A 24,370-nucleotide genomic window follows, 5' to 3' on the forward strand; every position below is an offset into this window, starting at 1 on the left:
GGTCATTCCCCCTTCAGCCCGCAGCCGTAACGATCGATGCCCATCTCGGCGGCACTCACCGCGCGGAAGATGGCGCGCCCCTTGTTCATGGTCTCCTGCCACTCCAGCTCGGGCTGGGAGTCGGCGACGATGCCGGCGCCGGCCTGGATGTGCAGGGTCCCGTCGCGAATCACCGCGGTACGAATGGCGATGGCGGTATCCATGTTGCCGTTCCAGGAGAGATAGCCCACCGCGCCGGAGTAGATCCCGCGCTTGACCGGTTCGAGTTCGTCGATGATCTCCATGGCGCGGATCTTCGGCGCGCCGGAGACGGTGCCCGCGGGGAAGGTCGCGCGCAGCACGTCGATCGCGCTCATCCCCTCGCGCAACCGCCCGGTGACGTTGGAGACGATGTGCATGACGTGCGAGTAGCGCTCGATCACCATCTTGTCGGTGAGGCGCACGCTGCCGATCTCCGAGACCCGGCCGGCGTCGTTGCGCCCGAGGTCGATCAGCATCAGGTGCTCGGCCAGCTCCTTGGGGTCACTCAGCAGGTCGCGTTCGAGCGCCTGGTCCTCGGCCTCGTTGGCGCCGCGCTTGCGCGTCCCGGCGATCGGGCGCACGGTCACCTCCTCTTCCTCCAGCCGGGTGAGGATCTCCGGCGAGGAGCCGACGATCTGGAACTCGCCGAAGTCGAGGAAGTACATGTAGGGCGAGGGATTGAGCCCGCGCAGTGCGCGATAGAGATCGAGCGGCGGGGCCTTGAAGGGGATCGACAGACGCTGCGAGAGCACCACCTGCATGCAGTCGCCGGCAAGGATATAGTCCTTGGTCCGCTCGACCGCGTCCTTGAAGCCCTGCTCGGTGAAGCCGGAGACGAAGTCGCTCTCGTCGACCTGGCGGCGCTCGCCGCTGTGGTGCGGCACCAGCGGTCGACACATGCGCTCGGTGAGCGCGTTGATCCGCGCCTGCCCCGACTCCAGGGTGTCGCCCGCGGTGGGGTCGAGGTGGAGGACGATATAGAGCCGACCGCTGAGGTTATCGAACACCACCACCTCGTCGGAGACCATCAGCAGGATGTCCGGGGTGTCGAGCTGATCGGGATTGGGCGAGTCGCCGAGCCGGGGCTCGATATAGCGGATGGTGTCGTAACCGAAATAGCCCACCAGACCGCCGGTGAAACGCGGCAGCCCCTCGACGTCGAAGGCTTCGAAACGCGCCTGATAGGACTCGATCCAGGCCAGCGGGTCGGCGACCTGGTGCGACTCGATCACGGCGCCGTCGCGCTCCAGGCTGACCTCGTGACCACGCACCCGCAGCAGGGTGCGACAGGGCAGGCCGATGATCGAGTAGCGTCCCCATTTCTCGCCGCCCTGGACGGACTCGAAGAGATAGGAGTTGGCGCCGGCGGCGAGCTTGAGATAGACGCTCAGCGGGGTCTCGAGGTCGGCGAGGACCTCGCTGACGAGCGGAATGCGGTTATAGCCCTGCTCGGCGAGGGCACAAAAGGTCTCGGGAGTCATGTGGATCTCCTGACGGCTGAGTTTGGACGATAGGGGTCAGACGAAGGCGACTTAGCGTCGCCATCGCCACCCTACCGTCACTCGAGCCGCGTCGATCCACATGATGTGTCAGAGTCCGTTTGCCGTGTCGTCGCCCCGCGCTCAGCGGGACGGGGCCAGTATCCCGGTCAATTCGGTCAGCGAGTCGATGACCGCGTCGGGACCGCTGTCGCGGATGTCCTGGCCGTGATTGTACCCATAGCTGGTGCAAATAATACCGAATTTTGCCGCTCGTGCAGCACGCACATCGCTCACCGAGTCGCCGACCATCAGCGAGGCGGCGGGGTCGGCGCCGAAATGACGCGCCGCATGCTGCAGCGGTAACGGATCGGGCTTACACGCCGGCAGGGTATCGCCGCTGATGATGATGCCAAAGTCCTCGTAGAGCCCGAGATGACGCAGCAGCGGCCCGGTGAAGCGCGCCGCCTTGTTGGTCACCAACCCGAGCGGATAACCGGCCGCCTTGAGGAAATCCAGCCCCTCGCGCACCCCGGGATAGAGCGCGGCGCGCTCGAAGGTGTACTCGGCATAGAGTTCGAGGAAGATCGGATAAGCGCGGTCGAACTCGCTCGCATCGGGCTCGCCATCGAGCGCGCCGACCAGGGCGCGGCGCACCAGCCGCTCGAGCCCGTTGCCGACCCAGTTGCGCACTGCCGCCTCGCCACAGGGCGCACGGCCCAGACGCGCCAGCATGGTATCGACGCAGTAGGCGAGGTCGGGGACGCTGTCGACCAGGGTGCCGTCGAGATCGCAGAGCACCATCTGCGGGCGGAGGAGCGAGGCGGCGGCGGTCATCAGCGCCCCGCCCCGGCCAGCGCCTCGCGCATCTGGCCGATGATGGTGTCGTAGCGGTTGGGGTCCTCGACGCGGCCCTTGCCGAAGATGCCGGAACCGGAGACGAAGGTGTCGGCGCCGGCGGCCTTGATCTCGGCGATGTTGTCGACCTTGACCCCGCCGTCGATCTCGAGACGGATGTCACGACCGCTGGCATCGATGCGACGGCGCGCCTCGCGCAGCTTGTCGAGGGTCGCGGGGATGAAGCTCTGGCCACCGAAGCCGGGGTTGACCGACATCAGCAACACCATGTCGACCTTGTCCATCACATAGTCGAGATAGCTCAGCGGCGTGGCTGGGTTGAACACCAGCCCCGACTTGCAGCCCTGGTCGCGGATCAGCTGCAGGCTGCGGTCGACGTGCTCGCTGGCCTCGGGATGGAAGGTGATGTAGCTCGCCCCGGCGGCGGCGAAGTCGGGGATGATGCGATCGACCGGCTTGACCATCAGGTGCACGTCGATCGGGGCCTCGACCCCGTGCTTGCGCAGCGCCTCGCACACCAGCGGGCCGATGGTGAGGTTGGGCACGTAATGGTTGTCCATGACATCGAAGTGAACGATGTCGGCGCCGGCGGCCAGCACCTGATCGACCTCCTCGCCGAGCCGGGCGAAGTCGGCCGAGAGGATCGATGGCGCAATCAGGTCTCGAGTCATGGCTAGGTCCCCCTGGATTCGTTTTTTTCGGCGTCGCGCCCCGGGTAGGGCGCGGACTGGATCGATGCGCGCGTCGCGCGGCCTCAGAGCCCCAGCGGCGGCGACAGCGTGAAGGACACGCCCGGCGCCTCGTCATACTCGGCGTCGCCCTCCTCCCACTCGAGCGAGCCCATGCTGTGGGCGTCGCGCCAATAGGTCTGATAGAACTCGAGCATGGGGTTGTCGAGCACCTGACTGGGCGCACCGAGGGTCGATTCGAGCTGATCGCGACTGGCGCGATACCAGTCGAGCCCGGCGTCCTCCTTGATGAAGGAGATCGCCGCCAGACGACCATCGACGAAGCGGTAGATGCGTTGATCGAAGCGCACATCGCCGACCGTGGGGGCGGCGGAGGGATCGACACAGAGGGTGAACTCGCGGCCCTGGAAACGCTCCTGGTGCAGCACCTCGAAGCCCGCCGGGCGGTCATCGTTCCAGTCCATGCCACCGAGTGCCTGATCGAGTCCGGCGGCGAGCGCCTGGCCTCCACACAGCAGCGCCAGCGCACCGATCAAACCGTACCCTTTCGCTCTACCGCTCATCCTACAGTACCGCCGTTGGTCATCTCCTTAGAGCGCCCGAGTATAGGCAGAGCCCGCACACGGGTGCAATGACAGGCCAGCGACCAGCGACCAGCGACCAGCGACCAGCGACCAGGAGATTGAACCGCCAAGATACCGTCTTGCCCGTCAATCGCCGATCATGCACACCAGCCTCGCCTACTGGAGGCTGGATGCTGATCGCTGGAAGCTGATTCGAACCGCCAAGCCGCAAAGCACGCAAAGGAGAGGTAGAGCCTCCAGCGACCACTGGCCGCTGGTCGCTGACAACTTGAACACCTTTGCGCTCTTTGCGGCTTGGCGGTTCAATCCTCCCGGCTGGCGGCTGGCGGCTGGCGGCTGGCGGCTTGAATCCCTTCGCGCCCTTTGCGGTTCAAACTTCCTGGCGGCTGGCAAGCGCCAAGCGGCGGCACTCACCCGCGGGCGCGGGTGATGGTCTCGTAGGCGCGGCGGATCTCCTGGGTCTTCTGCGAGGCGGCGCGGATCTGCGCCTCGCTCACCCCCTGCGAGACCAGCTTGTCGGGGTGGTGCTGACTCATCAACCGGCGATAGGCATGCTTGACCTCGACGTCGCTCGCCCGGGCGCGGAGGCCGAGCACGGCATAGGCGCGTGAGAGCGGCAGCTCGCGCCGCGGCGCCGCGCCAGGCCCGGCGGAGCTGTCGCCACCGGCATCGCGGACCCGACGCTGCAGCGAGACCAGCAGCTCGATGCGTCGATAGGCGCCGTTGGAGACCTCGAGCCCGCGCCGGATGGTCTCGAGCGCGGCGCGCTGCGCGCGCGAGGGCGGACCGTCGACATAAGCCATCGACAGCGCCACCTCGAGCAGCAGATGCAGCATCGGCCCCTGACCGGCGGCGACCTCGTGCAGCGCCGCGATCTCGGGCGCCAGCGCGAACTCCGGCGCCTTGCCGGCGCCGAACAGCGCGATTGCGCTCTGGCGCTGAGGCGCGCCCAATCCCATCCGGGTCATCACCGATTCGGCATAGGCGATCTCGGCCTTGCTCACCCGGCCATCGGCCTTGGCCACATGCCCCATGACACGGAACCCGGCCTCGAAGAAGCGCTGCTGGATACGCGAACGCTGCTCCAGGGTGAGCCGCTCTCCCCCCTTGGCGCTCCAGCCACGATCGACGCCACGCCCGAGCGCGGCGCCGAACAGGGCACCGAGCGGACCGCCGAACACCAACCCGAGACCGCCGGCGACGGCCGTACCGAACCAGCGCATGCATGTACTCCGTATGATGATTGCGAGATCAGGATGTCGGGCCCGCCCCAGGAACACCAGGGGCCGGCGCAGGCTCGCAAGACTAGCACGGCACAGCGGGCCTAACCCGTTCGGTTTGGAGGGGTTGCTAAGATGGTGCGATCACCACTTCGCAGCGGTCACAGGAGACCCAGATGCACTACAGACGACTCGGCCGCACCGACCTCGAGGTCAGCGCGCTCTGTCTCGGCACCATGACCTTCGGCGAGCAGAACAGCGAGACCGAGGCGCACGCCCAGCTCGACCGCGCCCGCGCCGCCGGGATCAACCTCATCGATACCGCCGAGGTCTATCCGGTCCCGCCCCGCGGCGAGACCCAGGGGCGCACCGAGACCTATATCGGCAACTGGCTCAGACAGCGCGGCTGTCGCGACGAGATGGTGCTCGCCACCAAGGTCGCCGGTCCTGCCGACTGGCTGCCGCATCTGACCCGGCGGCTCGACCGGCACAACATCGCCAGCGCGATCGAGGGCAGCCTGCGCCGCCTGCAAACCGATGTGATCGATCTCTACCAGCTGCACTGGCCGGATCGTCAGACCAACTTCTTCGGTCGGCTCGGCTACAGCCCCGCCGAGATCGACGACAGCGTGCCGCTGCGCGAGAGCCTGGAGGCGCTCGCCGAGCTGGTGCGCGCCGGCAAGATCCGCCATGTCGGCCTCTCCAACGAGACCCCCTGGGGGCTGATGCACGCCCTGACCCTGGCCGAGCAGCACGGTCTGCCCCGGGTGGCGAGCATCCAGAACCCCTACAACCTGCTCAACCGCACCTTCGAGATCGGCCTCGCGGAGGTCGCACTGCGCGAGGACTGCGGTCTGCTCGCCTACTCGCCGCTGGCCTTCGGCGTACTCTCAGGCAAGTATCTCGACGGCCAGCGCCCGGCCGGGGCGCGAATCACGCGCTTCTCGCGCTTCAAGCGCTACAACAACCCCCAGGCCGAAGCGGCCACCGCCGAGTACGTCGCCCTCGCCCGTCGCCACGGTCTCGACCCGGCGCAGATGGCGCTGGCCTGGGTCAACACCCGTCCTTTCGTCTCCAGCACCATCCTCGGCGCCACCACGCTCGAGCAGCTCGAGCACAACCTCGGCAGCCTCGAGATCACGCTCGACGCCGCACTGCTCGCCGAGATCGAGGCAATCCAGACCCGCTGGCCCAACCCATCCCCCTGAGCCGGCCCAGGGTTCAGTCGAGCACGCCGGCGGTCGCGAGCGCCGCATCGATCAGGTCGTCGAGACCGGGCCGGGCGCACTTGAACCCGGCCAGCCGCACCGCCCGCGCGCTCGCCTCCGCCAGCTCGAGCCCACGCAGCAGGCCGTCGATCACCCCGGCGTTGAGACAATCGCCCGCGCCCAGGCTGTCGACCACCCGCGCCAGCGGCCAGGCCGGATGATGACGCGGGGCGGCGCCGGGCACCCGGCTCCAGGCACCGCCCTCGCCCCAGCCGAGCACCCAGCAGGCCTGCGGCGCCAGCGGTGCCAAGGTCGCGAGCGCCCGCGCCGGCGTCTTGCCACCACCGGCGCGCGCATGATCGCGCCCGACCAGCACCAGGTCGGCCAGCGCGGCCAGCGACTCGATCCCGGGACGCGCTTTCTCCAGCTCGACCGAGATCCGCGCCCGCGGACGCAGTCGCCGCACCCGGCGCATCATCTCGGCGGTCTCGGCGGGGTTGCGGCCCTCGAAGTGCACCCAGTCGAACCCGTCGAGTCCGACGCGGGCGAAGCCTGCGGCATCGAGCTCGGGAAGATCGCGATGATGGACGATGGTGCGACTGCCGGAAGCACGGCTGAGGGTGACGTAGGAGGTCGGGGTGGCGGCCCCGGCGACCCGTTCCACCGCGGCGAGCGCGATCCCGCGCCGCGCCAGATCGGCGGCGATGAAGCGTCCCCCGGCATCGTCGGCCAGGGTACCGCTCCAGGCACAGCGCCACCCGAGCTGGGCCAGCACCGCCAGGGTATTGGTGGCATTGCCACCACGCGCCCGACGCTGCGCCAGGGCGCGCACCTCGGCATCCTCGGGCGGATAGTCGGCGACCTCGTTGATCAGATCGAGCGTGGCCACGCCGACGGCAAGCACCCGCGGACCGGGCTCAGGGGTCACGGGCGACCCGGAAACCGAGCATGTTGAGCTGGGTCCGCGGCGGGAAGTGCTGGCGCGCATAGGTGCGGATCGCCGTCGACGGCTGGCTGAAGGAGCCACCGCGGGCGACACGCTCGGTACAACCACCGTCGACCCGGGGACTGCCGTCGACGGGTGCATCCTGATAGCCGAAGACATAACAGTCGGCAACCCATTCCATGACATTACCGGCGGTATCGAACAGACCGAAGGGGTTGGCCCGCAGGCTGCCGATCGGGGCGCTGGAGCGTCGATCCCACTCGCTGCCGCAATCGAAACAAACCGCACGCCCCGGCTCCTTGCCGAACCCCCACCAGTAGGACCCCGTCCCGCCGGCGCGGGCGGCATACTCCCACTCGGCCTCGGAGGGCAGCCGGTAGCGATGACCGCTCGCGCGCGAGAGCCAGGCAACATAGGCGCTCGCATCCTCCCAGCTCACCCCGACCACCGGCCGGTCGCCACGCCCCCAGCCGTAATCGTCCGGCAAGGGACGTCCGCTGGCGCGGGCGAAGCGATCGTAGTCGGCGAAGGTGACCTCGTAGGCGCCGATCAGGAAGGCGTCCACCCTCACCTGGTGCGCGGGCATGTGGTCGGTGCGGGCGAGCGAGTTGTAGCCCATGCGGAAGCTGCCCCCGGGCAGCTCCACCAGCTCGGGACCAAAGGCACCGTCGGCCAACCGATCGCGCAGCAGCAGCGGCATCTGCTCGGCGCGCGGCGGCGCAGTGGCCGGGATCAAGGGGCGCGCGGTCACGGTCGGCGGCGGCGCGGGCGCTGCCGGGGACGATGTGGCCGGCTCCGGCGGCTCGGCCCAGATCAGCTCGGCCGGTCCATCGGAGAGCGACATCGCCGAGAACCAGACACGCAACTGCGGCAGGAAGACCGCGAGGCTGATCAGCACCAGCACCACCAGTACCAGACCGATGACCAGCCGTCCCTCGCGCGGCCCCCGTACGTACGCCAACGACGGCGACGGCGACGAGACCGGTGGGCGCGGCGGCGCCGCGCCGGGCGCCGGTGCCGCCGCACGGGCTGGGGCTGCACGGGCTGGGGCTGCACGGGGCGACGGCGGTGAGGCCGCAGCCGGGGGCGGCGAGAATGGCGCACCATAGGCACGTTTCTGCAGCCAGGCCATCTCCTGACGCATGCGTTCGAGCTCACGCTGGGTCTCGCGCAGCGAGCTGTCGCGTTGCTCGAAGGCCTGCTGCAACCCGTCGAAGGCGAGATTGCGATCCTCGAGCAGGTCCTCGAGCCGCTGGCACTCGTCGGTGATCCGCGCCAGCGCCTGCTCCTTCACGCCCAGCGTCTGGCGCAACAGGGTCAGCTCCTGCTGCAGCGCCAGGCGCTCGGTCTCGGAGGCCACGCTGTCCTCGACGGCCTGCTCGCGCGCCACCAGGCGACGGTTGAGGCGGTCGATCTCGCGCGCAGCCTGCTCGCGCATCTGCTCGAGCGAGTCGCGCAGGGTCCGGGCCTCGCCGACACCGGTCTCCTCTGTTGGTTCGGACATGGTGAGTCGTCGTCGTTCTTGAGCGGCGCGCCCGCCAGCCACCAAGGGCCTTCGCGAACGCTATCGGACACCCATTGTCCGGGCACCCATCCGATTTTGCCAGGCGAGCGACGGAACCTCGCCCACGCGCGCCGGTCATCCTTTTCCGCTACTCTGAGCACCCGTGTCAACAACGAGCCTGTTTCAATCGATGTCCCCGGCCTTCAAGGAACACCCGCTGCGTCATTCGGTCACCGCCGAGCTGCACGCGCGCACCTTCGACCCGCTGCCTTCCCCTGCACGCGTCTTCCACCTTGCCGCGGTCTGTGGCGAGCGACGCAGCGGGGCCAATGCCGAGCACCTGCTGCGACTGCTCGATCATTTCGGCGTGCGTCGCCCCGAGCAGGTCGGGCAGTACTATGCGGTCGATCTCGGCGGCGGGCTGTGGCTGCGCTGGGAGCGCCATACCGAGTTTGTGACCTATACCTTCAGCCGTCACGAACGCTTCAACCACCCCTTCACCGACCCGCTGATCAACGAGCTGCCACAGGACTGGCTGCGCGAGATCCCGGGACAGGTGGTCACCGCCACCGCGCTGGCGCTGGAGTCGTGCGAGATGCCCGAGCGCGGCAGCAACGAGCTGCTGGCGCTGTTCGAGGGCAACCCCTTCATCGGCTCCGAGGTGGTCGGTGGTTCGAGCCGCGCCTGGTCGGACCTGCGCATCCACAGCGACGGCTATTCACGCATCCTGCTGCGTGACTGCGGGCTGTCGGAGAACCAGGCCGGGCGCCTGGCCAAGCGCATCCTCGAGGTCGATGCCTACCGCGCGATGGCGCTGCTCGGGCTGCCGGCGGCACGCGAGGCCACGCGCGCGCTGAGCGAGGCCGAGCGCCGCCTGGTGGCGCTGGCCGCGCGCATGACCGAGGGCAATGACCACGACCGCGGCGCCAGCGAGAGCGAACTGCTCGCCGAGCTCACCACCCTGGCCACCGAGATCGAGACCGTCGCCGCGCGCACCATCTATCGCTTCGAGGCCTCGCGCGCCTACTACCGCATCGTCCAGCAGCGGCTCGAACAGCTGCGTCAGCGTCGTATCGAAGGGCTGCAGACCTTCACCGAGTTCCTCGAGGCGCGGCTGGCCCCGGCGATCGCCACCTGCGACTCCACCCGCGAGCGGCAACAGGACCTGGCCAAGCGCGCCGCACGGCTGGCGAGCCTGCTGCGCGCGCGCGTCGAGGTCGACCTGCAGCACCAGAACCGCGGGCTGCTCGAATCGATGGACCGGCGCGCCCGGATCCAACTCAGGCTGCAGGAGACGGTCGAGGGGCTGTCGGTGATCGCCATCGGCTACTACGGCGTCGGCCTGGTCGGCTATGCCCTCAAGGGTCTGGAGGCCCAGGGGCTGCTACCGATCGACGCGACCCTCGGCATGGGGCTCTCGGTGCCGATCGTGGTCGGTGCCGCCTGGCTCGGACTCAAGCGGATGAAGCGCCGGCTGCTCGACGGTCACCACTGAGCGGACGGGGCGCGACAGCGCTCAGTCCCCTCCCAGGGGACGCAGCGACAGGGTGCCGTCGCGCAGCACCACCTCCATGTGCTTGAGATAGGACATGCCGAGCAGCGCCTCCTCGCCCTGCATGTTGGGCAGCACCGTGGCCTTGACGTTGGTGACCGCCAACCCGCCGACGTCGACCCGTTCGAGGGTTGCGTGCCAGGTCGCCACGTTGCCGTTACCGGTCTTGCTGTAACCGCCGCTCCTCAGCCTCAGGCCGAGACGCTGGGCGAGCAGGTAGGGCATGGCGACATCAGCCGAGCCGGTATCGACGAGGAAGTCGACCGGATGGCCGTTGATCTGCCCGGTGGCGACGTACTGATCGACCTGGTTGGGCTCGAGCACCACCGCGGGCACGCCGTCGCTGCCGAGATAGGCGACCGGACGCGGATTGGGGTTATGGCGCTGGCCGAGCTGAGTCCCGACCAGGCCGACCAGGGTCAGCGCCGCGGCCAGCAGCAGCAACGAGCCGAAGCGACGGCGCAGCGACGGCGGCAGGGTGACGGGGCGGAGCGAAGGTTTCATCACGGGCATGTCCCTGGACGAACTGGGGAGAGGAGACGGCGGTCTCGCCGGTATCCGGGCCCGCCTGGGCGGACCCCGGCGACGTCTCGCGCGCGGCGGAGACGGCCGGAGTGTAACCCAGGCGAGGCGTGGCCACCCTCAGCGGTGATACTCGCCGCTGCGCTCGGGCTGATAGAGGACCTCCTCGATGCACACCCGCATCAGCGTGCCACCGGGACGCGGCCAGTCGATCTCGGCGCCCTCGGCGAGCCCGAGCAGCGCGCTGCCGACCGGCGCGAGGATGGAGACGGTGCCGCCCTCGGGGTCGACGTCCTTGGGATAGACCAGGGTCAGCACGAAGGTCTCGTCGGAGGACGAGACCCGCACCCGCACCCGGGAGTTCATGGTCACCACGTTTGCGGGCACCTGCTCCGAAGCGACGATCTCGGCGCGTTCGAGCTCCTCCTCGAGGTTGTCGCGTCCCGGGACGCCATCGGCAGGCAGGGTATCGAGCAATCGCTGCAGACGCTCGAAATCGGTTTCCGAAACGATCAGGGGTGGTTTCTGGCTCACGGTGTCATCTCGATGGAAAAGACCAGTCCGCGCCCCCTCATGGGGCGCTCGACATCAGGGATCGGGGCCGGCGCGCCAGGCGCGCGGCCCCGGATTTCTTGCAGCTCGCGCTGCCGGCGCCGGGCTCTCCGACCGACGCGCGAACGAACACGTCGCCACTGACGGCGACGCCTCGGCAACAGGGGGCGTAGGGGATCAGCCCGACGCAGGCCTCAGGGTCAGGGTCTCGCCGCGCTGGACGAGTTCGAGGCGCTCGAGAAAGCTCATCCCCAGCAGCACCTCGTCTCCCGGCATGTTCGGCAGTACGGCGGCGCGCACGTCATGGGCGACCAGACCTCCGAGCTCGACGCGCGCCAGCCGCGTGCGCCATACCCGCACCTCGCCGTTGGCGGTGCGGCTGATCCCACCGGGGCGCAACTCCAGGCCCAGGCGACGCGCCAGTGCCAGCGGCAGGGCGACATCGGTGGCGCCGGTGTCGACCAGGAATCGCACCGGCTCACCGTCGATCCGGCCATCGGCGACATAGTGCCCGGCGCGATTGCGCTCGAGCACCACGCTCGGCACCCCGTCGGGGGCGACGAACACCCGCGGCGGCGGTGCTCGATCGCGATCGAGCAGATCATCGAACAGCCACGCCAACAGCCCAAGCGCGACGACCCAGGCGGCCAGCAGCATCGCCCGACCGATCCGGCGGGGGAGTTCCTCGGGGCGTGACATCGATATCTGACGACCTGGGGTGCGGGAGTCCGGATTTCACGGGCGCCTGGCCGACCGCCCCCGGTCGTGACCGGCAACGCGGATGCGCGAGCGCGGACACGAGCCGAAGCGCGCCCAGCCACGGTGCGCGCAGGGGCTCTCACCCCCCGGCCAGCGGGGCGGGCAACCTGCACGATGCAGGTGACATCGCCCGCTGACGCCGACACCACGGCGCCCATCTCGAATCGAGGGTGCCAAGCGGCGCGCCCAAAAGCAAGCGGGCCGCGACCGGCCACTGCACTATGCTGGACGCAGGACCGGCCGGACAGCCGTCGGGCCGGAATCGGCAACGCCGCCACGGAGATCCCGCCATGCCGCTGGAACCCTTGCATTACCGCATGATCGGCCAGGACGACTATGCCGTCGAGATCCGTATCGACGCCACTGGTGACTACCGCATCGAGAATGGCGACTACACCAGCCACGCCCCGCGCCGAGGCTGTCTCGACGAGACGCAGCGCGCGCGTCTGCAACGGCTCACGAGCGCCCTCGGCGCACCCGACGAACGTCCGGCGCCGACCGACACCTCGGGGTTCATCGTCGAGTTGAACATCGGCGAGGGATCGACCCAGCGGCGCTACCGGGTCTGGGAGGGGGCGCTCGCCGAAGACCCCGAACTCGAGGCCCTGGTCCGCGCGCTCGAGGTGCTCTGAGCCGAGCCTCGGGCGTTCAACCGCAACAGCGCTCCAACCCGATGCGCCAGTCCTCGACGAAGGTCTCGATCGACTCGACGAACTCCGGCTCGGGGTCGTGCCGCGCGATGGTGCAGTGGATCATCACCGCGCCGCCATCGACCGTCTCGGTCAGGGTCCAGGCGAGCGCATTGGGGCACTCCGGCAGGGCGAAGCGCACACCGCCACGAAGACACTCGCGACGCACCAGGAACTGGCCCCACAGACAGTAGAGCTCGCCCTCGGCGCCATCATGCCAGAGCACCCGGTCGATGCTGGCGCAGCAGTCGGCGAGCTCGGCGATCCCGAGCCGTGACTGCAACGTCTGGGCCGTGAGCGCGACCCGCGCCAGGGCGAAGCGCTCCATCCCCTAGTAACGCACGCAGCGCCCGCCACGCCCCAGCGCCAGCCCCGGCGGACAGGGCTGCCCCTGATAGGGGCGCGGCCCATAGCGCGAGGGCGGCGGACGGCGCGAGGCGTTCTCGGCATCGATCAGATAGCCGCCGAGCGCGCCGGCACCGGCGCCGATCAACGCACCCTTGCCGGCGTCGGCGCTCAACGAGCCGATCGCCGCACCGGTGGCCGCCCCCATCAGCGCGCCGCCGGTGGTGGCGCGCCCGGGTTGGGTGGCGCAACCGACCGAGAGGAATGAAGCGAGCAGGCACAGCGCCGCTGCACCGAGTCGAATAGGCATGGGACAACACCTCACAGAAGGACGATCAACGACGCATGTGTCGTCGTTGCATCAGATGACGCAGCCGCGCCACCGTGGCCTGATTGAAGCGCCCGGTGACCGCCAGCCCGTGATGACGCTGGAAACGCTTGATCGCCGAGCGGGTGGCCGGGCCGTAGATCCCGTCCGCCGGGCCGGGGGCATAGCCGAGTTCCTGGAGCGCGATCTGGCCGCGCTGGACGTTGAAGGGCGCGGCATGCAGCGGGGCGCTCAGCACCGCCAGACAGAGGATCGCGGAGATCAGGGCGAGAAGTTTTGGAATACTGCGCATGGATTCCCTCGCGGTTCGGATGAACTGGATGGATGTATGCGTGGATCGAGTGACCCACCGGCATCGGCCGTCTAGCCGTCCCACCCCACCGATTGAAGCCGCCCGGAGCCAACCGCGCGTCCAGTGACGCGCGGTTGGCTCCTCAGCGCACCGCGCGTCTTACCTGGCCTTGCCGGTGAGCGAGCGCACCGTGTCGACCACGCGCGCCTGGAAATCACGCGCCCACGGCGGCTGCGGCCAGTTCCAGCCGATGACGATCCCGACGGCCAGGAGTAGCAGGACATACAACAACATGATGAAGACCTCCTCATCAACGAGATGCAAGAAAGTGGAACCAATACAACCATTCAGCAACCAGGGTTGTAGACCTGAGCCTAGCCCATAAGTGCCCGATTCGTTCCCGAGGCAGGCGCTCAAGCGATCGCCTGCAGATCGATACCGAGCGACTCCAGCAGCAGACCGGTGAGCGCGCCACCGAGCGCGCCGCCGAGCAGACCCGCCGGGACCTCGGCGAGAATCGCCTCGAAGGCCGCGCCGGGCGCGACATGCAGCCCGGCGGTGGTACCGCCGACGATCCACACACTGGCGCCGACCACTGAGGCGATCAAGCCCGCCACCACTGGCGCCGACAGCCCGCCCGGCAGCCAGTCGGCGGCATGCGCCAACCGACGCACCGAGAATTGATAGATCGAGCCGACCAGCGCCACGACCCCGGCGGCGAGCGTGAACATCCCGACCTCGATCCCGCTCAGCCCGAGGAGCAGCGCCAGCACCGTCCCGGCGAGCAGACCGGCGAGCAGACCGCTGAAGGTCTGCGCCAGGGGGCGGGCACCGCTGCTGATGGCCCAGGCATAGAAACCGCCGGCCAGCACCCCGGCGAGACCGGCAAGGCCGGCGATCAAGGGCAGCTCGACCTGATGCCCGGTGGCGATCAGATAGGCGATCGAGGCCAGCACCCCGGCCATGGCCCCGGCCAGGGCCACCGGCATGGCGCTGTAGAAGGCCGAGGTGGTGGTGGCGGCAATGGTGGCGGCGATCAGCAGCGGCAGCCAGCCCGCAATCCCCAACCCGACCAGCAATTGATACAGGCCCGCGAACAGCGCACCGAACAGCGCACCGGCGAACCCCCAGACGAACAGCCCCATGAAGATGGCCGCGACCTTGTCCCTATGTTGCATTGATGCTCTCTCGACAGCATGGATCCAGGCGGCCCGGCAGCGGTAGCGAACCCGATTGCCGCCCCATGGCATCAGTCTAGACTCGGCAAGGGCTGACGGCGCGCAAGCTCTTCTCTACACTGCGCCCCATTCCGGTCATTTCGATCCCAGCGACGTATGTCCCAGACCATCGCCAACGGCACCAGACGCAAGATCGACGGCGACACCCGGGTGCACTACGACGGGTACTGGATCAAGTACTACGAACCACCCGCCGACACCCTCGAGACCAAGCGCCAGCTGATCCAGGCGCTGACTCGCAGGCTGTTCAACCACGTCGAGCACGGCATCAACATCCCTGGCGCCCGGCTCGACGAGGCGCGCGCGGCCTATGCCGCCGAATGCCATCCGGAGCGCAAGCGGGTCAACGGCGCAATGCTCGCCGGCGCCCTGTTCAACCGCGCCGCCGACATCTTCAGCTGTCTCGTCGAGCTCCAGGCCACCGGGGTGGAGATCGGCCCCGACAACAGCCTGATGCGCGAGTGCGGACAGTATCTGCTCGAGGCGCTCGAACTCGGCAAGATCGTCCGTCATCGCGGCGGCGACGAGGGGATCGACGAACTCTGGGGCGAGCCCTTCAAGGCCTTCTCGATGCCGATCGCCGCCTTCTACGAGAGCCGCTATGTCAAGATTGCCATGACCATGCGCGACATCGACCGCATCGCCGGGGCGATCAAGGATGGCTTCGCCGCCAGTCGTCAGCTCCCCGAGATCGCCGCGCCGGTCGATGCCCTGGCCGAGACGGCCAAGCGCAAGTGCGAGATCCTGCGCACCGACCCGACCATCTTCGACGTCTGGCCCGCCTTCGCCGTCGCCAGCGACCGACTCTGCGAACTCGAGCCCCAGCTCCCGACGAATGCCGGCACCCTGGCCATCCGCGAGGCGCTCGAGGGATCGCGGCTGCTGTGCGAAGGGGCCGAGCTGGTCCGCTTCATCGTCCGCGCCCGCGTGCCCATGCCCAAGAGCACGCGCGAGTACATCGAGCGCTGCGCCCAGTTCCGCCAGACCTTCTTCGGCCCGACCGCCGACGAACGCCAGAGCCCGCCCACCATCCGCTGACCCCGACCCGGAACCACCCCGCCATGCTCGTCTATCTCCACGGCCTCAACAGCTCCAGCCGCTCGTTCAAGGCCGGTTTCCTGCGCGAACACCTCGCCCCCCACCCGGTGCGGGCGATCGACTACCCGGCCCATCGCCCCGATGCCGCAATCGCCACCCTCGAGCGCTTCTTCGCCGGACTCGACCATCCCTCCCCGGCGGTCGTCGGCAGCTCGATGGGGGGCTTCTACGGTCAGTATCTGGCGCGCCGCTTCCGCTTCTCGCACCTCTATCTGATCAACCCCGCGCTCACCCCCTGGGCCTTCTTCGACGACTATGCCGGCCAGACCCTGACCACCGCAGACGGCGAGCGCTATCAGGTCAGTCGCGAGCAGACCGAACAGACCCGGCGCTATGCCGTCGAGCAGCCCTGCGACGGGGTCCCGACCACGGTCTTCCTCGACCGCGGCGACGAGGTCATCGACCATCGCATCGCCGAACGTCTCTATGGCGAGTGCGGCGCCGGCGCCCGGGTGCGAGTCTGGGACGGCGGCGATCACGCCTTCCAGCACCTCGACGAAGCGGTGGCGCTGATCCGCGCCCAGCTCGACGCCGACGCCTGAGCCGGGCGCCGGCGCGCTCAGTGCGCCTCGACCAGCTGGCCGACGATACGCAGTCCGGCGATATAGGTACCGAGGGCCGAACCGAGCGAGCTGAGCAGGAACACCAGGAACACCCGCGCCACCCGGTTACGCCACCAGCCGCGCAGCGAGGCGACGTCGTCGCGCAGCCGGCTGAAGTCGCCGACGCTCGGCTTGCGCACCGACAACTCCACCGCGCCGGTGACCATGCCGGCGCCGATGGTCGGGTTGAGCGAGGTCAGCGGCGCGGCGACGAAGGCCGAGAGCACGGTCAGCGGGTGCGCGACGGCGACCAGGGCGCCGAGCGCCGAGAGCCCGCCGTTGATCACCACCCAGCTCACCACCAGTTCCCAGCCGAGTTCCGGGCTCATCGCGAAACCATAGCCGAAGCCGGCGAGGATCAGCGCCACCAGCACCCAGGGCAGGCGACGCGGCCAGGGGTTGGGAGGCGGCAACCGCTCAAGCTCGGCGGTCACCTGGTCGGGCGACTCGTCCTCCTCGGCCAGACAGCGCCCGATGCCGCGCAGGTGGCCGACACCGATCACCGCCAGCACCCGCTTGGCACCGGTGCGCTCGGCCTCGCGCCGCAGCTTGGCGGCCATGTAGCGATCGCGCTCCTCGATCAGCGGCTGGTAAAGATCGCGACGATCGGCGGCGAACTCGGCGAAGGTGGTCTCGAGCACATCGCCCTCCTTGAGCCGCTCGACCTCCTCCTCGGTGACCTGCTCGGAGGTCACCATCGCCGCGAGCAGCCCGGTGAACAGGGTATAGCGCCGCCACCAACCGAGATTGACCGAGATCCGCCGCAGCGTCGTCCCGATCTCGCGGTCGATCAGCAGCACCGGCAGTTCGCGTTCATCGGCCAGACGCAGCGCCATGCGCTGCTCGGCGCCGGGTTCGATGCCGAACTGATCGGCGAGACGCTGCTGATAGGCCGAGAGCGCGAGATTGGCGACCACCATGTAGACCCGGTTCTGGCGGATCACCGAGAACAGGTCCATCCGTGACAGCGACTTGGGGTCGATCACCGCCTTGTAACGGCTGCGACAGAGTTCAACCGCAACGGCATCGTAGTCGCCGCTGCGAATCAGTCGACGCACCTGCTCGGCGCTCACCCGCGAGACGTGGGCGGTGCCGAGCAGGGTGTAGTGGACCCCGTCTCGGACGATTTCGTGATTGGGTTCAGCGATCTCGGGCATCAGGGGTTCACCGCGGACAGCAACAGAAAAGGACACCGCAGCCCCGTTCCTGGAGGACAGCGGCACGGAATCAGGCTCATTCGGTTCATGGCCGCGGACGTTGGCAGCCGCGGGTCGAGTCCCGCCGAACCAGGGTGCGCTCGGCGAACCGACGAACAGACGCGGCGAGCGGCGCGGACAGCGGCGACACATCCCGGTGTCGATGAGGGCCGGCATCATACCCCCCGGTCGCGGATTGGTCGAACGCGCCCGATGGCTTATCATCGCTCGACGGTGCAGCACAGGAACCCCGGAGCCCACATGCAGCCTCGCTCATCGACCCCAGGTTTCGTCTCGCTGGTCCTCGCCGCCGTCGTGCTGGCGCTGCTCGCCGGCGGTTGCGCCACGGTCGAGAGGGACAAGCGCAACAACAGCCTGCAGGCGGCCACCTACCGCTATCACACCGCCATCCGCTGGAGCTATTTCGATACCGCTTACGGCATGCTCGACCCCGAGCTGCGCGCCGAGGCGCCGATGCCCGATCTCTCCGGCGTCCGTGTCACCGGCTACGAAGTGATACGCCCGCTCAACCTGCCCGATGAGGACACCGCCAACCAGCTGGTGCTCATCGACTACCTGCACGAGGACACCCAGGTGCTGCGCCAGGTCAGCGACGCCCAGACCTGGCGCTGGGATGCCGAGCGTGAGACCTGGTGGCTGCACACCGGGCTGCCGCAGTTCGAGCTGCCGGCAGCGCGCGAGCGATGAGCGAGGAGATCGGCTTCAGCTCGGCAGCCCGGCTGCTGCTGGTCGCCGGCGCCTTCGTGGTGGTCATCGCCGGGATGCAGGCGGCCTCGTCGCTGATCGCCCCCTTCCTGCTCGCGGTGTTCATCGCGGTGATCGCCAGCCCGCCGCTCGGCTATCTGCGCCGCCGCGGCCTGCCCAACGGGCTGGCGCTGGTGGCGGTGATGCTCGGGCTGGTCGGGGTCGGCAGCATCGCCGGGGTGCTGGTGGCAGGCTCCCTCGGCGGCTTCGAGGCGAGCCTGCCGGAGTACCAGGAGCGGCTCAAGCAGCTCACCGGCGAACTGGTCGGCTGGCTCGACGGCATCGGTATCCACACCTCGCGCGAGGCGCTGCAGACCTATATCGACCCGGCGCGCGCGCTCGGCTTCGCCGGCGAGCTGATCTCCGGGCTGAGCGGCGCGCTGACCAATACCTTCCTGATCCTGCTCACCGTGGTCTTCATCCTGCTCGAGGCCACCAACCTGCCGGCCAAGCTCACCCTCGCGCTCAAGACCCCGGAGGCCTCGATCGCGCGGCTCAAGCACGTGCTCGACAGCGTCAATCACTACATGGGGCTGAAAACCGTCACCAGCCTCGGCACCGGCTTCGCGGTCTGGGTGTGGCTGGCGATCCTCGGGGTGGACTTCGCGGTGTTGTGGGCGGCGGTGGCCTTCCTGCTCAACTTCGTGCCGACCATCGGCTCGATCCTCGCCGCGATCCCGGCGGTGCTGCTGGCGCTGGTCCAGCTCGACCTGCAGAGCGCGCTGCTGGTGGCGCTCGGCTATGTGTCCATCAACACCCTGGTCGGCAACATCCTCGAGCCCCGGATCATGGGCCGCGGACTCGGGCTCTCGACCCTGGTGGTGTTCGTCTCACTGGTGTTCTGGGGCTGGGTGCTGGGGCCGGTCGGCATGTTCCTCTCGGTGCCGCTGACGATGTCGCTGAAGATCGCGCTCGACGCCACCCCGCAGACCCGACCGATCGCGATCCTGCTCGGCCCCGAGGTCACCACCGGCGACACCCGTGAGGCGCACGCAGAATGAGGACCGGTCAATCGTCGCAGCGCCACTGGCGAGCACAGCGCCACTCGGTCTCCACCAGCGCCGTCAAGCGCTCGACCGAACGTTGCTGCGACGCCGTCAGCCCGTGCCCCAGACGCCGCAGCGCTGGCAGCCCGGCGCGCGCCTCGGCGACGCGGGCCGCGGCGAGATCGGCGCGGATCTCGACCATCAGGGCATGCAGCGAGCGCAGCTGCGCGGCATCGGCGGGCGCGCCCGGATCACCGCCGCCACAGCCGGACAACAGCACGGCGAGCAGCAACGGCCAGCAGCGCCGGAGCGGCGCCATCACGGGAATCGGGGGATGAGCGAGGAGCTGTTGGCGATCCTGCTGCTCGCCGCGCTCGCCGGGCTTTGGGCCGATGGTCTGCGCGCCCGCGAGCGAGCACTTGTCCTGTGCGATCGCGGCTGCGCCCAGCGCGACCTGCAGCTGCTCGACCAGACGGTCGCGCTGCGCCGGATCGGATTGAGCTGGGGCGCCGGCGGGGTGCGACTGCGCCGGGTCTATCGCTTCGAGTTCAGCGAGGAAGGGACCGGACGGCGCAGCGGCTATCTGGTATTGCGCGGGATCGCGCTGGAGGAGCTGAGCTTCGGCCTGCCGGCGCGCAGCGAGGACGCCTGAACGCAAGTCGCGTTACTTGACGACCTTGAGGGTCGGGCCGCCCTTGCTCCTGGCCGGACGCGACGGCGCCTCATCGCGCGCACCCTCGCCACTCTCGACCGGACGCAGTGTCGGACCGCTCTCGACCGGGAGCTCGTCGTCGAGCAGCAGGTCCTCCTCGGGGGCATCGGGCTCCGGGAACACCATGCCCTGACCGTTCTCGCGGGTGAAGATGCCGATCACCGCCTCGGCCGGGATCAGCAGATCGCGGGCAACGCCACCGAAACGGGCGTTGAACTCGATCCACTCGTTGCCGATCAGCAGGTTACGGGTTGCCGAGGGCGAGATGTTGAGCACCAGGCGGCCATCCTCGGCGAACTCCGTGGGGACGCGCATGCCCGGGTAGCTGACGTCGACGACCAGGTGCGGGGTCATGTCGTTGTCGAGGATCCACTCGTGGATGGCGCGGATCAGATAGGGTTTGGTCGAGGTCATCATAGCGGTCTGGTGTTGGAGGTCTGGGCGATCCGGGAAGGCCTGGATCGGCGGCGCCTGACGCACGGAATGGTGTTCCGGCACACCGCACACGGCACTCACCGGCCAAGCCCGGACGAGACGCTCAGTGTAGCGACGCGCCCGGACCGCCTACAAGAGTAGCAGCCGCCGCCATGCCGGGGCGACTCGGGGACCGACGGTCGGCTCAGCCCGCTAGGCGGCCATTTCCTTCTCGGCGTCGCTGAGGCTCTGACGGAAGGCGTCGGTGGAGAAGATCCGCTTCATGTAGGCGCGGATCGGCGCGCACTGCGCCGGGAGCTCGATGCCGAGACGCGGCAGACGCCACAGCAGCGGTGCCACGCAGCAGTCGACGATGGAGAACTCCTCGCTCATGAAGTAGGGATGGGCACCGAACACCGGGGCGGTCACGATCAGGCTCTCGAGCAGCTCCTTGCGAGCCTGCGCCGCTTCCTTCTGATCGCCCATGGCGATGCGCCGCATCAGCGCGTACCAGTCGCGGTCGATGCGATACATGAACAGACGCGCATTGGCCCGCGAGACCGGATCGACCGGCAGCAGCGGCGGATGCGGGAAACGTTCGTCGAGATACTCCATGATGATCTGCGACTCGTAGAGGCGCAGGTCACGATCGACCAGGGTCGGGACCGTACCATAGGGGTTGAAGTCCATGACCTCGTCGGGCAGATCGTGGGCGTCGACGTCGACCACGTCAACGCTGATTCCCTTCTCGGCGAGAACCATTCTCACCCGATGGCAATAAGGACAAACAGGATCCGAATATAGCGTCATCACAGCTCGTCTGCTCGCAGCCACTGCCATTCTTCCCTTCTCCAGCGCGTCGGCTGAGCCCGGCAGGGCTCCAAAGAGTCAAGACCGCCAGCCTACCCTGGCAGCGGCACCACCAGCCTCGCGCGAAAACCGCGCCATGCGCGCGCATCTACGCGACACCGTCATGTCGAGCCCGCACGCCTTGGCCATGCCTGGAGGGCGGACACCAACCCGGAGAGTATACTCTGACCCGGCTTTCACCGGGGTGTTTTTTCACCCACACCCCCTCGACAAGGCACCCCGGACATGCTAGGCCGACCCAAACGACGAGGCCCGTCACTCGCTAGAGTGACGGGCCTCGAGGGTCGCAGAGTTCAGCCTCGTGCGACCGGGCTCCACGAGTCAGCGACTAGTGGATGTCCTTCCAGTACTCCTTCTTCAGGAAGTAGGCGATGAGGAAGAACACGCCGAGGAACAGCAGGACATAGAGCCCCAGACGCTGACGCTCGAGCTTCATCGGCTCCCCGGCATAGGTCAGGAAGGCGGTGATGTCGCGCACCATGGTGTCGTACTCCTCGGTGGAGAGCGTGCCCTCCTCGACCAGCTCGACACCGACCGCGATCGCCTCGCCGCCGTCATGCGACTCGGACATCACCGGCTGCTGCACACCCTGCAGGCCGCCGAGCACGTGGGGCATGCCGACCAGCGGGAAGAGCACGTTGTTGACGCCGTAAGGACGGGTGTCGTCGACGTAGAAGCTCTTCAGGTAGGTGTAGACCCAGTCGGGCGAACGCCAGCGCGTCACCAGGGTGAGGTCCGGGATCGCGGTGCCGAACCACTTCTCGCCGTCCTCGGGACGCATCGAGTTGGTCATCAGGTCGCCCGGCTTGGCGTCACCGAAGATCAGGTTCTCGCGCAGCGAGATCTCGTCGATGCCCAGGTCCTCGGCCATGCGGTTGTAGCGCATGTACTGCAGCGAGTGACACCCCATGCAGTAGTTGACGAAGTACTTGGCACCGCGCTGCAGCGAGGCCTTGTCGTGCAGATCGATGTCGGCGTCTTCCAGATGCGCGCCCCCACCCGAGGCCAGCAGCGTGACCGGCGAGAGCAGCAGCAGGGTGGCGATGATCAGTTTTCTCATGAGGTCACCCTCTCAGGAACGGGCTTGGTCTTGTCCAGCGAGCTGTAGATCGGCATCAGCAGGAAGAAGGCGAAGTACAGCACCGTGAAGATCTGCGACAGCAACGTGGAGAGATCGGAGGCCGGGCGCATGCCGAGCCATGCCAGCACCACGAAGGTCACCGCGAAGATACCCAGGGCAGCCTTGAAGATCGGACCCTTGTAGCGGATCGACTTGACCGGGCTGCGGTCGAGCCAGGGCAGCAGGAACATGATCAGGATGGCGCCGAACATCACCACCACGCCGGGGAACTGCGAACCCCACATCGGCGGCACTGCGCGCAGCATCGCGTAGTAGGGGGTGAAGTACCACACCGGAGCGATGTGCGCCGGGGTCTGCAGCGGGTTGGCCGGCTGGAAGTTCGGCGCTTCCAGGAACAGCCCGCCCATGGTCGGGGCATAGAACACCACCAGCGAGAACAGCGCGAGGAAGATGGCAACGCCGACCAGATCCTTGACCGTGTAGTAGGGGTGGAAGGGGATGCCGTCGGCCGGGGCGTTCTTGTCCCAGCGGTTGCCCTTGGGGCCCTTCTTGATCTCGATGCCGTCCGGGTTGCTGGAGCCGACGTGATGCAGCGCGACGATGTGCAGGAACACCAGCGCGGCGAGCACGAAGGGCAGCAGGAAGTGGAAGGCGAAGAAGCGGTTGAGGGTGGCGTCGGAGATCACATAGTCACCACGCACCCAGACCGAGAGGTCCTCGCCGATGCCGGGCACGGCGGCGAAGAGGTTGACGATGACCTGCGCGCCCCAATAGGACATCTGGCCCCAGGGCAGCAGATAACCGAAGAAGGCGGTCGCCATCATCACCAGGTAGAGCACCAGGCCGATCATCCACAGCAGCTCGCGCGGCTTGCGGTAGGACCCCCACATCAGCCCGCGGAACATGTGCAGGTAGATGAGGATGAAGAAGGCCGAGGCACCGGTGGAGTGCATGTAACGAATCAGCCAGCCCCAGTCGACATCACGCATGATGTACTCGATCGAGGCAAAGGCCTCGGTCGCGGCAGGCTTGTAGCTCATTGCCAGCCAGATGCCGGTGAGGATCTGGATCACCAGGGTGAGCAGCGCCAGCGAGCCGAAGATGGACCAGAAGCCCATGTTCTTCGGCGCATAGTACTCGGCGACGTGCGCGCGCCAGGTCTTGGCCAGCGGGAAGCGCTGGTTCAGCCAGTCGAGGTTTTCAGTCTTTTCCGCACTCATCAGGCAGCTCCTCCATCCTCACCGATCAGGATGGTGGTGTCGTTGAGGTAGGTGTGCTTGGGGATGACCAGGTTGGTCGGGGCCGGCACACCCTTGAAGACGCGTGCCGCGAGGTCGAAGCGCGAGCCGTGGCAGGGACAGTGGAAGCCACCCTTCCAGTCGGCGCCGAGATCTTCCGGGGCGAACTCGGGGCGGTAGGTCGGCGAGCAGCCGAGGTGGGTACAGATGCCGATGGCGACCAGATACTCGGGCTTGATCGAGCGGGTCGGGTTCTGGCAGTACTCGGGCTGCTGCGGCACTTCGGAGCCCGGATCGACCAGCTTGGGATCGTTGCTCGCCAGTGCCTCGAGCATCTTCGGCGTGCGGTGCACCACCCACACCGGCTTGCCGCGCCACTTGACGCGCAGCAGTGCACCGGGCTCAAGCTTGCTGACATCGGCCTCGACCGGCGCACCCGCGGCCCGGGCGCGCGCGCTCGGGTTCATGGATGAGACGAACGGGACGAGAGCGAAGCCGGCACCGACGGCACCGACCGCGCTGGTCGCAGCGACGAGTACTCGTCGCCTCAGTTTGTTCACGCCTTGCGCGCTCATAGGCTAGCTACCCCCGACTGGTGCGGAGGCTGCCGACGGCATTCAGGC

At 68.2% G+C, this 24,370-nt stretch carries 30 protein-coding genes; 8 read left to right on the forward strand and 22 right to left on the reverse strand.

Annotated elements, in window-relative coordinates; genetic code table 11:
- Nucleotides 1-2 precede the first annotated feature (2 nt).
- The 5 genes from trpE to djlA form a co-directional block, all read right to left on the reverse strand.
- The gene (trpE, locus tag EBL84_RS03540) at nt 3-1,502 is read right to left on the reverse strand and encodes an anthranilate synthase component I (RefSeq protein WP_123139548.1); all 1,500 of its coding nucleotides are present in this window, start codon (nt 1,500-1,502) and stop codon (nt 3-5) included.
- A gap of 141 nt (nt 1,503-1,643) precedes the next feature.
- Complete coding sequence (locus tag EBL84_RS03545) at nt 1,644-2,336, reverse strand: phosphoglycolate phosphatase (RefSeq protein WP_123139549.1); 693 nt, start codon at nt 2,334-2,336, stop codon at nt 1,644-1,646.
- Nucleotides 2,336-3,028: a ribulose-phosphate 3-epimerase gene (gene rpe, locus EBL84_RS03550; RefSeq protein WP_123139550.1), complete on the reverse strand. Its 693-nt coding sequence runs from the start codon at nt 3,026-3,028 to the stop codon at nt 2,336-2,338. Before rpe ends, EBL84_RS03545 begins: the two co-directional genes overlap by 1 nt.
- Nucleotides 3,029-3,111: 83 nt before the next feature.
- Entirely contained in the window at nt 3,112-3,609 is a 498-nt protein-coding gene (locus tag EBL84_RS03555) for a hypothetical protein (RefSeq protein ID WP_132228978.1), read from the reverse strand.
- Between the two features lie 431 nt (nt 3,610-4,040).
- Nucleotides 4,041-4,853, reverse strand: coding sequence for a co-chaperone DjlA (gene djlA, locus EBL84_RS03560; protein WP_123139552.1), 813 nt, complete (start codon nt 4,851-4,853; stop codon nt 4,041-4,043).
- Between the two features lie 173 nt (nt 4,854-5,026).
- Between djlA and EBL84_RS03565 the strand changes: the two genes are divergently transcribed.
- Nucleotides 5,027-6,058, forward strand: a complete 1,032-nt coding sequence (locus tag EBL84_RS03565; RefSeq protein ID WP_123139553.1) for an NADP(H)-dependent aldo-keto reductase — start codon at nt 5,027-5,029, stop codon at nt 6,056-6,058.
- 13 nt (nt 6,059-6,071) lie between these two features.
- Here the strand turns inward: EBL84_RS03565 and EBL84_RS03570 are convergent, their stop codons facing one another.
- Both EBL84_RS03570 and EBL84_RS03575 read right to left on the reverse strand, forming a co-directional pair.
- Nucleotides 6,072-6,986: a PfkB family carbohydrate kinase gene (locus EBL84_RS03570; protein WP_223806948.1), complete on the reverse strand. Its 915-nt coding sequence runs from the start codon at nt 6,984-6,986 to the stop codon at nt 6,072-6,074.
- Entirely contained in the window at nt 6,976-8,508 is a 1,533-nt protein-coding gene (locus tag EBL84_RS03575) for a formylglycine-generating enzyme family protein (RefSeq protein ID WP_123139555.1), read from the reverse strand. The genes EBL84_RS03570 and EBL84_RS03575 overlap by 11 nt, the downstream gene beginning before the upstream one ends.
- A 190-nt stretch (nt 8,509-8,698) precedes the next feature.
- Here EBL84_RS03575 and EBL84_RS03580 point away from each other — a divergent pair, with 190 nt between their 5' ends.
- The gene (locus EBL84_RS03580; RefSeq protein WP_123139556.1) at nt 8,699-10,003 is read left to right on the forward strand and encodes a DUF3422 family protein; all 1,305 of its coding nucleotides are present in this window, start codon (nt 8,699-8,701) and stop codon (nt 10,001-10,003) included.
- A 21-nt stretch (nt 10,004-10,024) separates the two neighbouring features.
- On the opposite strand, the gene EBL84_RS03585 is transcribed toward EBL84_RS03580, so the two are convergent.
- The 3 genes from EBL84_RS03585 to EBL84_RS03595 all read right to left on the reverse strand — a co-directional run bounded on the left by EBL84_RS03585 (nt 10,025) and on the right by EBL84_RS03595 (nt 11,833).
- Nucleotides 10,025-10,564, reverse strand: coding sequence for a TIGR02281 family clan AA aspartic protease (locus EBL84_RS03585; protein WP_123139557.1), 540 nt, complete (start codon nt 10,562-10,564; stop codon nt 10,025-10,027).
- A gap of 138 nt (nt 10,565-10,702) precedes the next feature.
- Complete coding sequence (gene rnk, locus EBL84_RS03590) at nt 10,703-11,116, reverse strand: nucleoside diphosphate kinase regulator (RefSeq protein WP_062273124.1); 414 nt, start codon at nt 11,114-11,116, stop codon at nt 10,703-10,705.
- Nucleotides 11,117-11,311: 195 nt separating this feature from the next.
- On the reverse strand, nt 11,312-11,833 hold the full coding sequence (locus tag EBL84_RS03595; protein ID WP_123139558.1) for a TIGR02281 family clan AA aspartic protease: 522 nt from the start codon (nt 11,831-11,833) through the stop codon (nt 11,312-11,314).
- Nucleotides 11,834-12,183: 350 nt separating this feature from the next.
- Between EBL84_RS03595 and EBL84_RS03600 the strand changes: the two genes are divergently transcribed.
- Nucleotides 12,184-12,525: a hypothetical protein gene (locus EBL84_RS03600; RefSeq protein ID WP_123139559.1), complete on the forward strand. Its 342-nt coding sequence runs from the start codon at nt 12,184-12,186 to the stop codon at nt 12,523-12,525.
- A 16-nt stretch (nt 12,526-12,541) separates the two neighbouring features.
- Here EBL84_RS03600 and EBL84_RS03605 read toward each other — a convergent pair whose 3' ends face one another.
- From EBL84_RS03605 to EBL84_RS03620, 5 genes are all read right to left on the reverse strand, one after another.
- A complete protein-coding gene (locus EBL84_RS03605; protein WP_123139560.1) occupies nt 12,542-12,910 on the reverse strand; it encodes a hypothetical protein in 369 nt (122 codons plus the stop codon).
- A 3-nt stretch (nt 12,911-12,913) separates the two neighbouring features.
- A complete protein-coding gene (locus tag EBL84_RS03610; protein ID WP_123139561.1) occupies nt 12,914-13,237 on the reverse strand; it encodes a YMGG-like glycine zipper-containing protein in 324 nt (107 codons plus the stop codon).
- Nucleotides 13,238-13,262: 25 nt separating this feature from the next.
- Nucleotides 13,263-13,547 carry a peptidoglycan-binding domain-containing protein gene (locus EBL84_RS03615; protein ID WP_123139562.1) on the reverse strand — a complete coding sequence of 95 codons (285 nt, stop codon included), beginning with the start codon at nt 13,545-13,547 and terminating at the stop codon, nt 13,263-13,265.
- A 159-nt stretch (nt 13,548-13,706) separates the two neighbouring features.
- Nucleotides 13,707-13,841, reverse strand: a complete 135-nt coding sequence (locus EBL84_RS17465; protein WP_255420151.1) for a hypothetical protein — start codon at nt 13,839-13,841, stop codon at nt 13,707-13,709.
- A 119-nt stretch (nt 13,842-13,960) separates the two neighbouring features.
- Complete coding sequence (locus tag EBL84_RS03620; RefSeq protein ID WP_123139563.1) at nt 13,961-14,725, reverse strand: spermidine synthase; 765 nt, start codon at nt 14,723-14,725, stop codon at nt 13,961-13,963.
- Nucleotides 14,726-14,881: 156 nt separating this feature from the next.
- On the opposite strand from EBL84_RS03620, the gene EBL84_RS03625 reads away from it, so the two are divergent.
- Together EBL84_RS03625 and EBL84_RS03630 are read left to right on the forward strand one after the other, a co-directional pair.
- Nucleotides 14,882-15,823, forward strand: coding sequence for a hypothetical protein (locus tag EBL84_RS03625; protein ID WP_123139564.1), 942 nt, complete (start codon nt 14,882-14,884; stop codon nt 15,821-15,823).
- A gap of 23 nt (nt 15,824-15,846) precedes the next feature.
- On the forward strand, nt 15,847-16,425 hold the full coding sequence (locus tag EBL84_RS03630) for a YqiA/YcfP family alpha/beta fold hydrolase (protein WP_123139565.1): 579 nt from the start codon (nt 15,847-15,849) through the stop codon (nt 16,423-16,425).
- A 17-nt stretch (nt 16,426-16,442) separates the two neighbouring features.
- Here EBL84_RS03630 and EBL84_RS03635 read toward each other — a convergent pair whose 3' ends face one another.
- Nucleotides 16,443-17,642 carry a TraB/GumN family protein gene (locus tag EBL84_RS03635; RefSeq protein ID WP_123139566.1) on the reverse strand — a complete coding sequence of 400 codons (1,200 nt, stop codon included), beginning with the start codon at nt 17,640-17,642 and terminating at the stop codon, nt 16,443-16,445.
- A 300-nt stretch (nt 17,643-17,942) separates the two neighbouring features.
- On the opposite strand from EBL84_RS03635, the gene EBL84_RS03640 reads away from it, so the two are divergent.
- Nucleotides 17,943-18,389, forward strand: coding sequence for a hypothetical protein (locus tag EBL84_RS03640; protein ID WP_123139567.1), 447 nt, complete (start codon nt 17,943-17,945; stop codon nt 18,387-18,389).
- Nucleotides 18,386-19,447: an AI-2E family transporter gene (locus EBL84_RS03645; protein WP_123139568.1), complete on the forward strand. Its 1,062-nt coding sequence runs from the start codon at nt 18,386-18,388 to the stop codon at nt 19,445-19,447. Before EBL84_RS03640 ends, EBL84_RS03645 begins: the two co-directional genes overlap by 4 nt.
- 7 nt (nt 19,448-19,454) lie before the next feature.
- Here EBL84_RS03645 and EBL84_RS03650 read toward each other — a convergent pair whose 3' ends face one another.
- Nucleotides 19,455-19,751, reverse strand: coding sequence for a hypothetical protein (locus tag EBL84_RS03650; protein ID WP_123139569.1), 297 nt, complete (start codon nt 19,749-19,751; stop codon nt 19,455-19,457).
- Nucleotides 19,752-19,766: 15 nt separating this feature from the next.
- Between EBL84_RS03650 and EBL84_RS03655 the strand changes: the two genes are divergently transcribed.
- Nucleotides 19,767-20,084, forward strand: coding sequence for a DUF3301 domain-containing protein (locus EBL84_RS03655; protein ID WP_123139570.1), 318 nt, complete (start codon nt 19,767-19,769; stop codon nt 20,082-20,084).
- Nucleotides 20,085-20,096: 12 nt separating this feature from the next.
- On the opposite strand, the gene EBL84_RS03660 is transcribed toward EBL84_RS03655, so the two are convergent.
- The 5 genes from EBL84_RS03660 to petA form a co-directional block, all read right to left on the reverse strand.
- Nucleotides 20,097-20,558 (reverse strand): ClpXP protease specificity-enhancing factor, encoded by a 462-nt coding sequence (locus tag EBL84_RS03660; RefSeq protein WP_123139604.1) that lies wholly within the window; start codon nt 20,556-20,558, stop codon nt 20,097-20,099.
- Between the two features lie 213 nt (nt 20,559-20,771).
- Complete coding sequence (sspA, locus tag EBL84_RS03665; protein WP_025275053.1) at nt 20,772-21,398, reverse strand: stringent starvation protein SspA; 627 nt, start codon at nt 21,396-21,398, stop codon at nt 20,772-20,774.
- 358 nt (nt 21,399-21,756) lie between these two features.
- Nucleotides 21,757-22,488, reverse strand: coding sequence for a cytochrome c1 (locus EBL84_RS03670; protein WP_123139571.1), 732 nt, complete (start codon nt 22,486-22,488; stop codon nt 21,757-21,759).
- The gene (locus EBL84_RS03675) at nt 22,485-23,729 is read right to left on the reverse strand and encodes a cytochrome b N-terminal domain-containing protein (protein ID WP_123139572.1); all 1,245 of its coding nucleotides are present in this window, start codon (nt 23,727-23,729) and stop codon (nt 22,485-22,487) included. Before EBL84_RS03675 ends, EBL84_RS03670 begins: the two co-directional genes overlap by 4 nt.
- Nucleotides 23,729-24,322: a ubiquinol-cytochrome c reductase iron-sulfur subunit gene (gene petA / locus EBL84_RS03680; RefSeq protein ID WP_123139573.1), complete on the reverse strand. Its 594-nt coding sequence runs from the start codon at nt 24,320-24,322 to the stop codon at nt 23,729-23,731. Before petA ends, EBL84_RS03675 begins: the two co-directional genes overlap by 1 nt.
- Between the last annotated feature and the right edge of the window lie 48 nt (nt 24,323-24,370).

The sequence above is a fragment of the Marichromatium sp. AB31 genome (genome assembly GCF_003718685.1).
GTDB classification, from domain to species: Bacteria; Pseudomonadota; Gammaproteobacteria; order Chromatiales; family Chromatiaceae; genus Marichromatium; species Marichromatium gracile.

Bases quoted from the DNA above. Each gene is read 5' to 3' on its own strand.
- trpE (WP_123139548.1), bottom strand. From the start codon at position 1,502: ATGACTCCCGAGACCTTTTGTGCCCTCGCCGAGCAGGGCTATAACCGC.
- EBL84_RS03545 (WP_123139549.1), bottom strand. From the start codon at position 2,336: ATGACCGCCGCCGCCTCGCTCCTCCGCCCGCAGATGGTGCTCTGCGAT.
- rpe (WP_123139550.1), bottom strand. From the start codon at position 3,028: ATGACTCGAGACCTGATTGCGCCATCGATCCTCTCGGCCGACTTCGCC.
- EBL84_RS03555 (WP_132228978.1), bottom strand. From the start codon at position 3,609: ATGAGCGGTAGAGCGAAAGGGTACGGTTTGATCGGTGCGCTGGCGCTG.
- djlA (WP_123139552.1), bottom strand. From the start codon at position 4,853: ATGCGCTGGTTCGGTACGGCCGTCGCCGGCGGTCTCGGGTTGGTGTTC.
- EBL84_RS03565 (WP_123139553.1), top strand. From the start codon at position 5,027: ATGCACTACAGACGACTCGGCCGCACCGACCTCGAGGTCAGCGCGCTC.
- EBL84_RS03575 (WP_123139555.1), bottom strand. From the start codon at position 8,508: ATGTCCGAACCAACAGAGGAGACCGGTGTCGGCGAGGCCCGGACCCTG.
- EBL84_RS03580 (WP_123139556.1), top strand. From the start codon at position 8,699: ATGTCCCCGGCCTTCAAGGAACACCCGCTGCGTCATTCGGTCACCGCC.
- EBL84_RS03585 (WP_123139557.1), bottom strand. From the start codon at position 10,564: ATGAAACCTTCGCTCCGCCCCGTCACCCTGCCGCCGTCGCTGCGCCGT.
- EBL84_RS03595 (WP_123139558.1), bottom strand. From the start codon at position 11,833: ATGTCACGCCCCGAGGAACTCCCCCGCCGGATCGGTCGGGCGATGCTG.
- EBL84_RS03600 (WP_123139559.1), top strand. From the start codon at position 12,184: ATGCCGCTGGAACCCTTGCATTACCGCATGATCGGCCAGGACGACTAT.
- EBL84_RS03605 (WP_123139560.1), bottom strand. From the start codon at position 12,910: ATGGAGCGCTTCGCCCTGGCGCGGGTCGCGCTCACGGCCCAGACGTTG.
- EBL84_RS03610 (WP_123139561.1), bottom strand. From the start codon at position 13,237: ATGCCTATTCGACTCGGTGCAGCGGCGCTGTGCCTGCTCGCTTCATTC.
- EBL84_RS03615 (WP_123139562.1), bottom strand. From the start codon at position 13,547: ATGCGCAGTATTCCAAAACTTCTCGCCCTGATCTCCGCGATCCTCTGT.
- EBL84_RS17465 (WP_255420151.1), bottom strand. From the start codon at position 13,841: ATGTTGTTGTATGTCCTGCTACTCCTGGCCGTCGGGATCGTCATCGGC.
- EBL84_RS03620 (WP_123139563.1), bottom strand. From the start codon at position 14,725: ATGCAACATAGGGACAAGGTCGCGGCCATCTTCATGGGGCTGTTCGTC.
- EBL84_RS03625 (WP_123139564.1), top strand. From the start codon at position 14,882: ATGTCCCAGACCATCGCCAACGGCACCAGACGCAAGATCGACGGCGAC.
- EBL84_RS03630 (WP_123139565.1), top strand. From the start codon at position 15,847: ATGCTCGTCTATCTCCACGGCCTCAACAGCTCCAGCCGCTCGTTCAAG.
- EBL84_RS03635 (WP_123139566.1), bottom strand. From the start codon at position 17,642: ATGCCCGAGATCGCTGAACCCAATCACGAAATCGTCCGAGACGGGGTC.
- EBL84_RS03640 (WP_123139567.1), top strand. From the start codon at position 17,943: ATGCAGCCTCGCTCATCGACCCCAGGTTTCGTCTCGCTGGTCCTCGCC.
- EBL84_RS03645 (WP_123139568.1), top strand. From the start codon at position 18,386: ATGAGCGAGGAGATCGGCTTCAGCTCGGCAGCCCGGCTGCTGCTGGTC.
- EBL84_RS03650 (WP_123139569.1), bottom strand. From the start codon at position 19,751: ATGGCGCCGCTCCGGCGCTGCTGGCCGTTGCTGCTCGCCGTGCTGTTG.
- EBL84_RS03655 (WP_123139570.1), top strand. From the start codon at position 19,767: ATGAGCGAGGAGCTGTTGGCGATCCTGCTGCTCGCCGCGCTCGCCGGG.
- EBL84_RS03660 (WP_123139604.1), bottom strand. From the start codon at position 20,558: ATGACCTCGACCAAACCCTATCTGATCCGCGCCATCCACGAGTGGATC.
- sspA (WP_025275053.1), bottom strand. From the start codon at position 21,398: ATGGCAGTGGCTGCGAGCAGACGAGCTGTGATGACGCTATATTCGGAT.
- EBL84_RS03670 (WP_123139571.1), bottom strand. From the start codon at position 22,488: ATGAGAAAACTGATCATCGCCACCCTGCTGCTGCTCTCGCCGGTCACG.
- EBL84_RS03675 (WP_123139572.1), bottom strand. From the start codon at position 23,729: ATGAGTGCGGAAAAGACTGAAAACCTCGACTGGCTGAACCAGCGCTTC.
- petA (WP_123139573.1), bottom strand. From the start codon at position 24,322: ATGAGCGCGCAAGGCGTGAACAAACTGAGGCGACGAGTACTCGTCGCT.